The organism is Allohahella sp. A8, assembly GCF_047946665.1.
GTDB lineage: Bacteria > Pseudomonadota > Gammaproteobacteria > Pseudomonadales > Oleiphilaceae > Allohahella.
Window position 1 is genome coordinate 3,685,956 of record NZ_CP172312.1, and the last position, 12,133, is coordinate 3,698,088.

General features: G+C 56.5%; 12 protein-coding genes. 7 read left to right on the top strand and 5 right to left on the bottom strand.

The genetic code is table 11. From position 1 onward, the window contains the following. Positions 1 to 108 precede the first annotated feature (108 nt). Both rsd and ACH3PB_RS16540 read left to right on the top strand, forming a co-directional pair. On the top strand, positions 109 to 582 hold the full coding sequence (gene rsd, locus ACH3PB_RS16535; protein ID WP_416396541.1) for a sigma D regulator: 474 nt from the start codon (positions 109 to 111) through the stop codon (positions 580 to 582). Beyond that, a complete protein-coding gene (locus tag ACH3PB_RS16540; RefSeq protein WP_416396542.1) occupies positions 563 to 1,576 on the top strand; it encodes a WD40 repeat domain-containing protein in 1,014 nt (337 codons plus the stop codon). Before rsd ends, ACH3PB_RS16540 begins: the two co-directional genes overlap by 20 nt. A gap of 16 nt (positions 1,577 to 1,592) precedes the next feature. Here ACH3PB_RS16540 and ACH3PB_RS16545 read toward each other — a convergent pair whose 3' ends face one another. The 3 genes from ACH3PB_RS16545 to ACH3PB_RS16555 all read right to left on the bottom strand — a co-directional run bounded on the left by ACH3PB_RS16545 (position 1,593) and on the right by ACH3PB_RS16555 (position 3,175). Further along, a complete protein-coding gene (locus ACH3PB_RS16545; RefSeq protein ID WP_416396543.1) occupies positions 1,593 to 2,252 on the bottom strand; it encodes a glutathione S-transferase family protein in 660 nt (219 codons plus the stop codon). Continuing rightward, positions 2,249 to 2,860, bottom strand: coding sequence for a glutathione S-transferase family protein (locus ACH3PB_RS16550; RefSeq protein WP_416396544.1), 612 nt, complete (start codon positions 2,858 to 2,860; stop codon positions 2,249 to 2,251). Before ACH3PB_RS16550 ends, ACH3PB_RS16545 begins: the two co-directional genes overlap by 4 nt. Before the next feature lie 111 nt (positions 2,861 to 2,971). Beyond that, positions 2,972 to 3,175, bottom strand: a complete 204-nt coding sequence (locus ACH3PB_RS16555; protein ID WP_416396545.1) for a hypothetical protein — start codon at positions 3,173 to 3,175, stop codon at positions 2,972 to 2,974. Positions 3,176 to 3,397: 222 nt separating this feature from the next. Here ACH3PB_RS16555 and ACH3PB_RS16560 point away from each other — a divergent pair, with 222 nt between their 5' ends. Together ACH3PB_RS16560 and ACH3PB_RS16565 are read left to right on the top strand one after the other, a co-directional pair. Beyond that, positions 3,398 to 4,528, top strand: a complete 1,131-nt coding sequence (locus tag ACH3PB_RS16560) for a YjgN family protein (protein ID WP_416396546.1) — start codon at positions 3,398 to 3,400, stop codon at positions 4,526 to 4,528. Next, positions 4,525 to 5,574 (top strand): M48 family metallopeptidase, encoded by a 1,050-nt coding sequence (locus ACH3PB_RS16565; RefSeq protein WP_416396547.1) that lies wholly within the window; start codon positions 4,525 to 4,527, stop codon positions 5,572 to 5,574. Before ACH3PB_RS16560 ends, ACH3PB_RS16565 begins: the two co-directional genes overlap by 4 nt. Positions 5,575 to 5,801: 227 nt before the next feature. Here ACH3PB_RS16565 and ACH3PB_RS16570 read toward each other — a convergent pair whose 3' ends face one another. Then, complete coding sequence (locus ACH3PB_RS16570) at positions 5,802 to 7,148, bottom strand: phosphomannomutase (RefSeq protein ID WP_416396548.1); 1,347 nt, start codon at positions 7,146 to 7,148, stop codon at positions 5,802 to 5,804. A 167-nt stretch (positions 7,149 to 7,315) separates the two neighbouring features. On the opposite strand from ACH3PB_RS16570, the gene ACH3PB_RS16575 reads away from it, so the two are divergent. The 3 genes from ACH3PB_RS16575 to glpK all read left to right on the top strand — a co-directional run bounded on the left by ACH3PB_RS16575 (position 7,316) and on the right by glpK (position 11,454). After that, positions 7,316 to 8,095, top strand: coding sequence for a DeoR/GlpR family transcriptional regulator (locus ACH3PB_RS16575; RefSeq protein ID WP_416396549.1), 780 nt, complete (start codon positions 7,316 to 7,318; stop codon positions 8,093 to 8,095). Positions 8,096 to 8,216: 121 nt separating this feature from the next. Continuing rightward, positions 8,217 to 9,938 (top strand): glycerol-3-phosphate dehydrogenase, encoded by a 1,722-nt coding sequence (gene glpD, locus ACH3PB_RS16580; protein WP_416396550.1) that lies wholly within the window; start codon positions 8,217 to 8,219, stop codon positions 9,936 to 9,938. Then, positions 9,913 to 11,454 carry a glycerol kinase GlpK gene (glpK, locus tag ACH3PB_RS16585; protein WP_416396551.1) on the top strand — a complete coding sequence of 514 codons (1,542 nt, stop codon included), beginning with the start codon at positions 9,913 to 9,915 and terminating at the stop codon, positions 11,452 to 11,454. The genes glpD and glpK overlap by 26 nt, the downstream gene beginning before the upstream one ends. Here glpK and ACH3PB_RS16590 read toward each other — a convergent pair. Beyond that, on the bottom strand, positions 11,417 to 12,124 hold the full coding sequence (locus ACH3PB_RS16590; RefSeq protein WP_416396552.1) for a Crp/Fnr family transcriptional regulator: 708 nt from the start codon (positions 12,122 to 12,124) through the stop codon (positions 11,417 to 11,419). The genes glpK and ACH3PB_RS16590 overlap by 38 nt on opposite strands. Positions 12,125 to 12,133 lie beyond the last annotated feature (9 nt).

A 12,133-nucleotide genomic window follows, 5' to 3' on the forward strand; every position in this document is an offset into this window, starting at 1 on the left:
GACATACAAAAAGTTACAACTATTCAGATGCTTGCTGAGTACACTTACAAAAAAAATGTGCTGCTGGACGTCCAGTACCGCCTTGACGCGAAGACCAGGGGAAAAGACATGTTGAAAAAAGCTGATTCAGCGAAGCAGAAGTGGGGCGGCATAGATACCTCCATCGACCGCTGGCTGTCAGACCGCAAGAATCTCATCGTCAGATACTGCGACCTTATCGATACCAAGTCCTTCGATTCCTGCGAAGTGGCAGTCAATAAGTACCGTTCATTTTGCCAGGTTCTGCTCGACTACGTTTCTGCTGGTCACTTCGAAATCTATGACCGCCTGGTTGAGGAAGCCGAATCCTTCAAGGACGGTAGCGAAGCGCTGGCCACTGAGCTCTACCCCAAGATTCAGCTCACTACAGAAGCAGCACTCGACTTCAATGACACCTTCGACAAGATGCCTGAAGAGATGGAGGCTATTGAAGAATTGAAGCCACGACTATCCGAGCTTGGCCAGCAGCTGGAAGACCGCTTCGAAATGGAAGACCTGCTCATAGAGAAGCTGCATACAGCTCATGCCGGCCAGGTCGCTTAAGACCTTCAGGTTCTGGTCTCGCTCTATTGTCATCGCCCTGATGACGGCGCTCGTCTCTGCCTGTACACCCGGTCCCGAGCGCATCGATGTCGTCGCCGACAAAGGTGTGCTGTCAGGCACGCTTAGCGCCGATGGCAAGTTGTTATTGATAGGCTCCGTACACCATGGCGGCAGTCTCTGGTCTACCGCGCCTGCAGAGCGTCTCTTCGACTGGAATCACACTGCTGGCAGCTTCAGCACCCTGCGTGCCGTTGGTCTTTCACCCCCTGATGCTGCCGCACCGACCGCTGTGACCGTGGAGGAGAAGGCCGTCTCGGTGTGGGATCTCAACTCTGGACAGTCCAAGGGCTTTTACGCCGTACCCGCCGTGGTGGAGTCCATCGTCGTCTCCAGTGACGGCCGGTCGGCGATAGCAGGTCTGCGTGATTCGCGCGCACTGCATATCGATCTGGCCAACGGTGCGAGTCGCTACGAATTTGCCCACTCCGCCATCGTCAATTCGGTGGATATCGATCAGCGCAGTCAGCGCGCCATAACAGGATCGGAGGATCGGCGCGCGCGGGTCTGGTCCCTCGGCGATGGCAAGATGATCAGCGAGTTCACCCATGGCAATCAGGTCAGCGCCGTCGCGCTCAGTGCCGATGGCAGCCTGGCGTTCTCGTCCGCCCAGCGTGAGGCTTCTGTCATCTGGGATGTCGCAAGTGGTGAGACTGTTTCGGTAGTCGATCTTGGCTACGAACTGATCACCAGCGCAAGATTCGCCGACGATCGCAGCACACTCCTGTTGGGTAGCTTTCAGGGCGATATTTATCGAATAGACGTTGCTAGCGGTCAGGTTCTGCAACACTGGGCCGCTAGAGCGACTTCGCTGTTCGAGCGCAACGCCAGTAGGGTTGTGCTGTCAGTAAGCTATCGCGCTGGCAGTGCAGGACAGACTATTGTGGCGGCGGTGTCGAATGGCACAGTGCAGCATTTTCAACTCACCGCGCCTTAAGGCACGGCAAGGCCGCTCAGCGCTGTATCATTGTTTGCCCACTCCTGACAATTTCATCGGCGTCAGGACGCTTCGGAATCTCTATACCTTTCTTAGCCGCTGGCCGCTCATAGATGGCGTCGACCCAGCGCTGCAGGGCTGGCATGTTCTCAATTTCCACTCCGGACCAGCTATGCGTTCGCACCCAGGCCCAGTTCGCGATATCGGCGATGCTGTAGTCACCGGCGAGGTATTCGTTGTCGCTTAGCTGTCGATCCAGCACACCGAACAGGCGACGGACCTCGTTCTGATAGCGGTCGATAGCTGGCTGGATCTTCTCGGGGAAATAGCGGTGGAATACGTTCGCCTGCCCCATCATCGGGCCGACGCCACTCATCTGAAACATCAGCCACTGAACAACCCGTGATCGTCCCTTCGTGTCCTGCGGCATGAACTGTCCGGTCTGCTCGGCCAGATACATCAAAATGGCACCCGACTCGAAGACGACGAAATCATCGTTGGCCTTATCGACAATGGTCGGGATACGGCCGTTGGGATTCAGCTTCAGATACTCAGGCTCTTTCTGCACGCCCTTGCGCAAATCGACCGGGACCACGGTGTAGTCCAGCTGCATTTCTTCGAGCGCTATGCTGACCTTGTGGCCATTCGGAGTCGGCGCTGTGTAGAGTTCGATCATGCCTTTGCGCTCGCTCTCGACTTCATGGCTTCGTGCCAGCGTCTGGTATTGACGTGCTGCTCACCGAGGCGGATGTCGTTGACCTTGGAAAAGTCGAGCGCGCAGTAGGCGCTGATATCCGCGATACTGTAATAGTCGCCGACGAGGTATTCGTTATCAGCGAAGTGCTTTTCCATTCGTTCGATGAAATCGTGTACGCCCTTGCGACACAGCTCGCCCCATGCTGGCACCTGCGTCTTGAACTTGGCGAAATATGAGCTGGTATGCTGGAAGCACATCCCGGTCGGCATGAAGAAGTTGAGTTCGACGAAACGGTTCCATTGCTCGACCAGCGCCTTCTCCTTGGGATTCCGACCATAGAGCGGTGGCTCGGGCTGTAGCTCTTCGAAGTAACGGCAGATCGCCAGGGTTTCAGCGATGTGGGTACCATAGTCCAGTTCGAGCACCGGGACCAGTCCGAATGGACTGATAGCCCTGAATTCTGGCGTTCGGTTTTCACCGGTCTGGAGGTTGATCTCCTTGTACTCGATGTTGGTGATGCCTTTTTCGGCGAGAAAGATTCTGACACGCCGCGGGCTCGGCGCAATTTTCATTTCGTAGATGAGCATTATTGTTGTGTCCTATTGCGGATACTGGGTCACTGATGACCGTCGGTCAGTTCCAAATATGGCAAAGATGGACGATAGCCGCAACGATGGCCGCAACCGACAGTGCAGGCCCTACCGATCGTCTTCTGTATCCGCGTCGTCGGCGTCGTCATGTGTTGACTTGTAGCGCTCCCAATCTTCCCAGTCGTGTGGCGTACCCGCATTCGGGCGTTTGATCTTCCGTGCGCGTTCCTTCGAGTTCTCTTCCAGGGTGTGCTCCTTTTCCTCTTCTTCCTCGAAGCCGTGCTTCTTCATGAAATCGCTTGGGCTGATCATCTCGTTCTCCACTGGAATGCCTACAGGACGATACGACCCAGCGCGGGATAACACTCACCATTGATCGATCATGGCCGTCAAAGCAATTGCAAAATCGCGTTTTGCAATTCAGCGACAGACGGTAACGGCAGGTAACCAAATCGAATTGTACGTAGCGCCCTCGAGGCCTATTGTGCAAACCTTAATTTATCTTCATGTCTAACGACAGTTAAGGAGGCTTCCTTGAATTATCCAGCAGCACCTACCGTAGGTGGCGCAATACTCACAGGTTCAGAGGCTCAGCCTTCCGCCGTCGTTCCCGCTGCACAGACAGCGCAGCGAGTAGCCCCAGGTCATCGCCACCAGGTCCGGTTCCATGGCAACGGCGGTGAGTTCTTCCGCATCTGGATCGTCAACCTCGTGCTGACTATCCTGACTCTCGGCATTTATTCAGCCTGGGCGAAAGTCCGCACCAACCGCTATTTCTACGGCAATACCGAACTGGCCGGCAGTCACTTCGAATACCTGGCCGAACCAATGCAGATCCTGAAAGGCCGCCTGGTCGCCGTTGCGCTGTTCACCCTGTTCGGTATTGCCTCCGAATTCATGCCACTGCTGTATATTCCATTAATGATCGCGTTCTACCTGGCAATTCCACTCATCATCATGGCGTCCCTGCGCTTTGCAATGAAGATGACGGCCTGGCGTGGCATCCGCTTCAGCCACCGGGGTACTGCAGGGAGTGCGTACGTTACCTTCCTGTTGCTGCCACTGCTGATTCCATTCACGCTGTTCCTGATCGTGCCCTACATGGCACTGCGTCAGAACAAGTTCGTATTCGACAATGTCTGGTTCGGCCGCAGCAAGTTCGAACTGAACATCGGTGCAGGCGTGTTCTACAAGGTCTACGGTATCGCTACAGTGTTGTTCCTGGTGTTCGGTGGGGCCCTGGGCTTCATGGTCGCGTCTAACACGGCTGGCGTGGGCGAAGAAGCCGCTGCGGCCTGGAGCGCCGATAACATGGGCTGGATCATCGGCTCTACGTTTGTACTCATGTTCGCCATTTTCACCTATATCAGTGCTGCCTTGGCTCGCGCTGTCATCAACGCCTTAACCGTCGAAAAGCACGGTTTCGAGAGCACGATCACCACGCCGTCGCTGGCCTGGGTGCTGATCAGCAATCTCTTCATCGTATCACTCACACTCGGCCTGGGTGCGCCTTGGGCACAGGTGAGAATGGCTCGATATCGCGCCGAAACCACGACGCTGATAGCCGACGGCAGCATCGATGATTTCGTCGCTGCACAGCAGTCTGAAGTCAGCGCAGTTGGTGAAGGCGTGAGCGATATCTTCGAAGTAGACATCGCGCTGTGAGACAGTCTGCCGCAAGACTCACCGGTACTTACGCCGATGGGCAAAGTTCGCAAAGCCTGCCCGCGGTGCTGCTGGTTGATGCCAGTAGTGCGCGCCTGGATGCTGGCGACCGTGAGGTCATCTTCGCTTTGGAAGATCTTGCGGCAGAATCACGCATTGGCAATACACCTCGAGTCATCCGCCTGAACGGCAGTGGCCGCTTCGTCACCAAAGATCATGATCAGCTTGATCAGTTGGTGACGAGCGGCATCGTGCAGGGGGAGAACAAAGGCTGGATTCATCGCCTCGAGTCGCACTGGCATACGGTGCTGATGAGTATCTGCGTGCTGGTCGTCGGTACGACGGCTGCGTTCATCTGGGGTATACCGGCGGTCGCGAAAGCGGCTGCCATGGCACTGCCGCATGAAACTACAGCGGCGGTGGCCAAGCTTTCCATGGACACCATCGAGCAGATACTCGGTGGTGAATCGGAACTCGATACTGAACGACAGGATGAACTTCGCGCCCGATTCATGGCTTCGGCCACGACCTACGCGCCTGGCTTGCCTGTTCGTGTCGAATTCCGTGATGGTGGCATTCTGGGCGCCAATGCCTTGGCGCTGCCGGATGGCACCATTGTCTTCACCGATGAACTAGTGGAACTGGCGGAAGACGATAATGAGCTGGCTGCGGTATTTGCTCACGAGCTCGGGCACGTGGTGTACAGGCACTCGCTGAGACAGATCATTCAGGGGTCGATCATTTCGATTGCAGCCAGCGTCTATTTCGGTGATGTCACCGCTGGTGCGTCAGTACTGGCAGCCGCGCCGGTGTGGCTCGCCGACATGGCCTACTCTCGGGACATGGAGCTCGAGGCTGATGACTATGCCTATGATTTCATGAGCGCCGAAGGGCTGGCGCCGCATCACTTCAGCGACATACTGCAGCGCCTGACTACTGCGCACTATGAAGAAGCTGGCGCTACTGAAGAGGACGGTGAGGGCAAGGACTACTTCTCCAGCCATCCTGCCACCAGTGAGCGTGTAGCGCGGTTTGAGGCTCGGTAGTGAGAGCGATTAGTCGTTTGGAATACAGCAACTTGGAGGCGCTGCCGAAAGATATATAAAGATATTAGCGATATTATCCCTCCAGCATAATTCGACTAATTAAGTCATAAACGTGAAGCTGCAACGCTCATCTTCACTGATGAATTGCCGGGCATTGCCGGAAAAGGGCAAGATTTGGCGCCCAACTCACAGCGACACGGCCTTCACCGTGCCGCTTCTCAGCGAATCTAAACCGCGTCGATCTTCGCCAGCAGCTCCTTCGTCTTCGCCCGCATCAACGCTTCATCGCCACGCGACTCTACGTTCAGTCTGACCAGCGGCTCTGTGTTTGACTTGCGCAGGTTGAAGCGCCATTCAGGATACTCAACGCTCAGGCCGTCAGTCTTGCCTACGGAGATGGCACCCGGGGCATATTCAGCTTCAATCGCTTCGAGCACGGCATCGGCATCACGCAGGGTTCGGTTGATTTCACCAGAAGCCGGGAAACGTGCCGCGCGCTCATCGATCAACTGCGCCAGTGACTTGTTCTCGCGTGACATCAGGTTGGCGACGACCAGCCAGGGAATCATGCCGGAATCGCAATAGGCGAAGTCGCGGAAATAGTGATGCGCACTCATCTCGCCACCGTACACGGCATCTTCCTTACGCATGCGTTCCTTGATGAAGGCGTGACCGGTCTTGCTCTCGATCGCCTTGCCACCAAACTGCTTGGCAACATCCAGTGTGTTCCACAGCAGGCGTGGGTCGTGAATGACGCTGCCACCCTTCTCGCGATCCAGGAAGTATTCAGCCAGCAGACCAACGATATAATAGCCTTCAACGAAGCGGCCGGTTTCATCGAAGAAGAAGCAGCGGTCGTAGTCGCCATCCCAGGCGATGCCCAGATCCGCACCGTGCTTGTGCAAGGCTTCGACCGTGCTGGCGCGATTCTCTTCCAACAGCGGGTTCGGCACGCCGTTCGGGAACGAGCCATCCGGATCGTGATGAACCTTGATGAAGGTGAACGGTAGATGGTCTTCCAGTTCATTGATGACCAGACCAGCGCCACCATTTCCTGCGTTACAGACGATTTTCAGCGGCTTGAGATTGTCCCGATCCAGGTAGCCCAGCAGATGTTCAATATAGGGGACCATGGTGTGCAGCGTGTGATATTCGCCTGACTTCGCTGCGTCCTTGAAGGTGCCGGGAACGAGTTCCTTGATATCCAGCAGACCGGTATCGGAGCTGATTGGGCGCGAGCCTTCACGGACCAGCTTCATCCCATTGTAGTCTTCAGGATTGTGACTGGCAGTGACCATGATGCCGCCGTCCATATCGAAATGGTCCGTGGCGAAATAAATCTGCTCGGTACCGCAGAGGCCGATATCGTGAACATCGGCGCCGGCCAGAAGCAGACCCTTGGTCAGGGCCTTGGTGATCTCAGGGCTGGAGAGCCTGATGTCGTAGCCGACGACCACTTTCTTCGCACCGGTCACCTGCACGAATGCGCGGCCTATACGTTCTGCCACATCTGCGTTCAGTTGGTCCGGAACCCGGCCGCGAATGTCGTAGGCTTTGAAACAACTCAGATCCATTTGGAATACTCCCTGTTCATCTTGGCTATGGATTGCCTTTTAGGCGGAATGAATGCTTTGATCACTGTCTGTTCATTATGCCTGCTAATCGGACGCGGAAGGAAGCGACGGCAGGCAGGTGGTACTATAGCGCTCCACGGTCATCAAACAATGAGGACAGGTTACCGATGAGTTCGGATACAGATAAGAAAGCCATGAACGGTCGTCAACAGGCTATCGTCGAGCTCATCCGCACATCAGGCTCGGTTACCATCGAGCAACTCGAGCAGCACTTCGATGTGACCCCCCAAACGCTGCGCCGAGACCTCAATTTTCTTGCCGAAACGAACCAGATCCTGCGCTTCCACGGTGGCGCGACCTCGATCAGCAATAACCGGAATACGCCGTATACCGAGCGCAAGATTCAAAACCTCGAAGGCAAGCAGCGAATTGCCGAAGCCGTCGCCGCGAAGATTCCGGACCACTGCAGTCTCTTCATCAATATAGGCACGACCAACGAAGCCGTCGCCGCCGCGCTTATGCAACACCAGGGCCTGCAGATCATTACCAACAGCTTGCACGTGGCGACGGTCATGAGTCAGAAAGAGGATTTCCGTGTGATTGTCGCCTCGGGCGAGGTGAGGGCGCGGGATGGTGGCATCATTGGTGAAGCTACCATCGACTTCATCCGCCAGTTCAGACTCGATTTCGGCATCGTTGGCATCAGCGGCATCGATGACGATGGCATGCTGCTCGACTACGACTATCGGGAGGTGCGGGTAGCGCAGGCCATTCTCGACCAGAGCCGCTGTGTCTATCTCGCCGCTGATCACTCAAAATTCGGTCGAAATGCCATGGTGCAACTGGCGCCGATCGCAGCTGTGGATGCGCTGTTCACAGATGAAGCCCCGCCGCCCGCGCTGGCGGCTACATTGAAAGCTGAGGAGATCGAACTCCATATCGCCTAAACCATTTTCCATATTGAGTGGAAATACGCGTTTATGTTCGTTTTTGATTGATATTGGTTGATTAGCTTCCTGTGTGTGCGTATTATTTTCGCAAACGCTCACGCACGGAGGGTGCGTCATCATGTCTGCACAAAATCGTTTCGATCTCGCTGTCATCGGCGGGGGTATCAACGGCGCAGGTATCGCCAATGATGCCCAGGGCCGTGGCCTCAGGACCGTACTCATTGAGATGCACGATCTCGCCTGGGCCACCTCCTCAGCCAGTAGCAAGCTGATTCATGGGGGGCTCCGCTACCTGGAACACTATGAATTCAAGCTGGTGCGAGAGGCACTGAACGAGCGCGAAACTTTACTGCGCAAGGCGCCTCACCTCATCAAGCCGATGCGTTTCATGCTGCCACATCAGTCGCACCTGCGGCCGGCCTGGATGATTCGCTGCGGGCTCTACCTGTACGACCTGCTAGGCAAGCGCAAGCTGCTGCCAGGCTCCCGGAAGGTTGATCTTCGTGACAGCGGCGGACCTTTAAAGCCGGGTATCCGGACCGCGTTCGAATACTCTGATTGCTGGGTCGATGACGCACGGCTCGTGGTATTGAATGCGGTGCAATTTGTGGAAAAGGGCGGTGAAGTCCATACCCGTACACGATGCGTGGGGGCACGAGTTGAAACCAGGGAAGAAGCCGGGTCACAGAAGCCGGGCTGGATACTTGATCTGGAAGATACTGCCAGTGGCGAACGCTTTGAGATTCGCAGCGCTTCAGTCATCAACGCCGCGGGACCCTGGGCCGCCGACTTCATGACCCAGTCAGTCGGTCAGACACCGAAGATGCGGCTACGCCTGGTTCGCGGCAGCCATATCGTCGTACCACGCCTCTATGCGGGCGACCAGGCGTACATTTTGCAGAATGCCGATGGTCGCATAGTGTTCGTCATTCCCTACCTGGACGACTACAGCATTATTGGGACCACGGATGTGGACCATCAACTGGGCGCGCATCGTGCGGAGGCCACGGCAGAAGAGCGGGCCTATCTATGCAGTATCGCCAACGACTATTTCCAGTCACAGATCAGGGTGGAAGATATCGTCTATACCTGGTCTGGCGTACGTCCGCTGGCGGATGAATCTGCACCGGGTGCCGGTGCGGATGCTGCGCAGGCGGTCACGCGCGATTACAGCGTCGAAGTCGAGTCCCGCGGTCCATTGCTGCTGTCGATTTACGGTGGCAAATTGACAACCTATAGAACATTGGCCGCTACAGCTGTCGACAAGCTGCTGGAGGCCTCCGGCATTCGCAAGGTCGCCCGCGGTAGCAAGACTGCCGATGAAGCTCTCCCTGGGGGTGAAGCGCTGGGGGAGCCTGGCACTGAGCAGCACGGCCTGACGGAAGATCCGGCCATCTTTTTGAAGACGCTGGATACAAGACTTGCCGAGCGCTACGGTTTTCTGTCCGAACGCGCCAGACATCGGATTGCCCGGACCTATGGGCAGCGGGCGTTTGACTGGTTGGGTACGGCTCAAGACGCTGGTGAACTCGGACGACAGTTTGGCGAGGAGCTGACCGCTGCCGAAGTCAACTACCTCATGGTCAAGGAGTTCGCGCGCTGCGCTGACGATGTGCTGTGGCGTAGAACCAAGCTTGGACTGCGCGCCTCTGCCGAGACGGTCGATCAGCTGGAAGAGTACATGAGTCAGCGCGACCGCGAAGCGCTGAGCGATGAGGCATTTCGCCGTCGCTTGGATTCAGCCGGCGCCACGCATACACTGGCAAGTGCTCGTCCAGATAAGGACGTCGATAACAATACTGAGGAACTCGAGCGTGCAGGCAGCCATTCTAGCAATTGATCAGGGAACAACGAGTAGCCGCGCCATTGTCTTCGACAAGTCCGGTGCCATTATCTCGACAGCGCAGCAGGAGTTCGCGCAGATGTTTCCTGAAGACGGCTGGGTAGAGCACGATCCCGAAACGATCTGGTCTGGAGTCGTCCACGTTTGCAAGTCGGCGATCTGCGATGCCATCCGCAAGGGCTATTTGCCGTCAACAATCGGCATTACCAATCAGCGTGAAACCACTATCGTGTGGGAGCGTGCAAGCGGCAAGGCCATCTATAACGCTATCGTATGGCAGGATCGGCGGACGGATGCCCTATGTCGGGAGTTGAAAGATGCCCGACCCGAAGCCGAGGCCATGGTTTCAGCCAAAACCGGCCTGCTGATCGACCCCTATTTCTCCGCGACGAAGATCGCCTGGATATTGGACCGGGTCGAAGGCTCACGTCACCGCGCTGAGCGCGGCGAACTGCTGGCCGGCACTGTCGACAGCTTTCTGATCTGGCGTCTGACCGAGGGTCGCAATCATGTCACCGATGCGACCAATGCCTCACGCACCAACATCTTCAACATTCATGACAATGTCTGGGACGACGAGCTACTCGAACTGTTCCAGGTACCAAAAAACGTGTTGCCACAGGTTCAGGATTGCGCCAGCGATTTCGGCACCACTCACCTGTTCGACAGTGTCCTGGCCAGCGCTGGAGAGGATGCCAGAAAGGGCTTACCAATTTGCGGCGTGGCCGGGGATCAGCAGGCTGCGCTCATTGGTCAGGCCTGTTTCAAGCCTGGCATGGTGAAGAGCACCTACGGCACTGGTTGCTTCATGGTGCTCAATACCGGCAGCACGCCGGTTCGTAGCAGCCAGAATCTGTTGACTACCATTGGTTACCGCATAAATGGCGAAACCTGTTATGCCCTTGAAGGTAGTATCTTCATCGCAGGCGCCGCTGTGCAGTGGCTGCGCGACCGGATGCAGTTGCTTGGCAGCTCGGCGGAGAGCAAGACCCTGGCCGAACAGGTTGGCGAGAAAAACGATGTGGTGATGGTGCCAGCCTTTACCGGGATGGGCGCCCCCTACTGGAACGCGCGCACACGTGGCGCTGTTTACGGCATCACCCGTAACACTGGCGCGGCGGAAATGGTTGCGGCTGGTCTGCGTTCGGTGGTGTATCAGACCTGCGATCTCTGGGAAGCTATCGGCAGCGAAGAGAATGCGCCCGATTTACGCAATGCCATTTTGAGAGTTGACGGCGGCATGGCGGCGAATGACTGGTTCCTGCAGTTTCTGGCGGATATGCTCGACGCTGCCATCGAACGTCCGGAAATTACCGAAACCACGGCCCTTGGCGCCGCGTATCTGGCAGGTTTGCAATCAGGCATGTATGCCTCTCTAGAGGAAATCTCGGAAAAATGGAGTCGTAACGCCTGCTACCAGAGCAGGATGGCGCCTAAACAGCGCAATCGTTATCTGAAGCGCTGGGCTGCAGCCGTCAACGCGACGATTCTTTTCGCGGAACAAACTGCCTGAGCGCCACAGGGTCCAGGATCTCTATCCTGCCGTAGGCAATCGCGATACAACCTTGACTCTCGAGGTCCTTGAGGATCTGGTTGCAGGTTTGCCGCGAGATCCCTATCAGCTTCGCGAGCTGATCCTGATGCAGTTCGACCACTCTTCGGCTGATGCCAGATTGCTCGCCGTAGTTTTCTGACATGGCCGCCAACCGGCGGGCCATACGCACACTCGCCGGCAGCAGCGCAGCATCTTCCATGAAACCAAAGGTCTGACGCAGCTTGTGCGCCATGAGCAGCCCAAGGTTCTGCCAGTATCGAGGATGCATTTCCAGGAAGCGTAGAAGTCGATCCTGATCGACATGAACCAGTAGTGTCTCACCTTCGGCGAAGGCGTCGTGCGTTCTCGTCTTGCCATCGAAGAGGGCAATTTCGCCGAACCAGTTGGGCGGCGCAACAAAAGCGAGTATGGCTTCTCGGCCTTGAAAATTGCCACTGCTGATGCGAATTGAGCCCTGCACAATGGCGTAGATGCCGTCAGCGGCGTCACCGCGAGCAAACAGCCGCGTCCCTGCTGCAAGCGTACGTTCGTTCGACTCGCTCAGAAGGCATTCCCGCAGTGGCTCAGGCAGGGTTCTGAACCAACGGCCCTGCATGAGCTGCGCCGTTGCCTTAGTGGACGCTGGCATCTCTGATAT

What these genes read in the sequence shown, in the direction of transcription:
- glpD (WP_416396550.1), top strand. Translation starts at nt 8,217, where the DNA reads ATGTCTGCACAAAATCGTTTCGATCTCGCTGTCATCGGCGGGGGTATC.
- ACH3PB_RS16540 (WP_416396542.1), top strand. Translation starts at nt 563, where the DNA reads ATGCCGGCCAGGTCGCTTAAGACCTTCAGGTTCTGGTCTCGCTCTATT.
- rsd (WP_416396541.1), top strand. Translation starts at nt 109, where the DNA reads ATGTTGAAAAAAGCTGATTCAGCGAAGCAGAAGTGGGGCGGCATAGAT.
- ACH3PB_RS16555 (WP_416396545.1), bottom strand. Translation starts at nt 3,175, where the DNA reads ATGATCAGCCCAAGCGATTTCATGAAGAAGCACGGCTTCGAGGAAGAA.
- ACH3PB_RS16550 (WP_416396544.1), bottom strand. Translation starts at nt 2,860, where the DNA reads ATGCTCATCTACGAAATGAAAATTGCGCCGAGCCCGCGGCGTGTCAGA.
- ACH3PB_RS16575 (WP_416396549.1), top strand. Translation starts at nt 7,316, where the DNA reads ATGAGTTCGGATACAGATAAGAAAGCCATGAACGGTCGTCAACAGGCT.
- ACH3PB_RS16570 (WP_416396548.1), bottom strand. Translation starts at nt 7,148, where the DNA reads ATGGATCTGAGTTGTTTCAAAGCCTACGACATTCGCGGCCGGGTTCCG.
- ACH3PB_RS16545 (WP_416396543.1), bottom strand. Translation starts at nt 2,252, where the DNA reads ATGATCGAACTCTACACAGCGCCGACTCCGAATGGCCACAAGGTCAGC.
- ACH3PB_RS16590 (WP_416396552.1), bottom strand. Translation starts at nt 12,124, where the DNA reads ATGCCAGCGTCCACTAAGGCAACGGCGCAGCTCATGCAGGGCCGTTGG.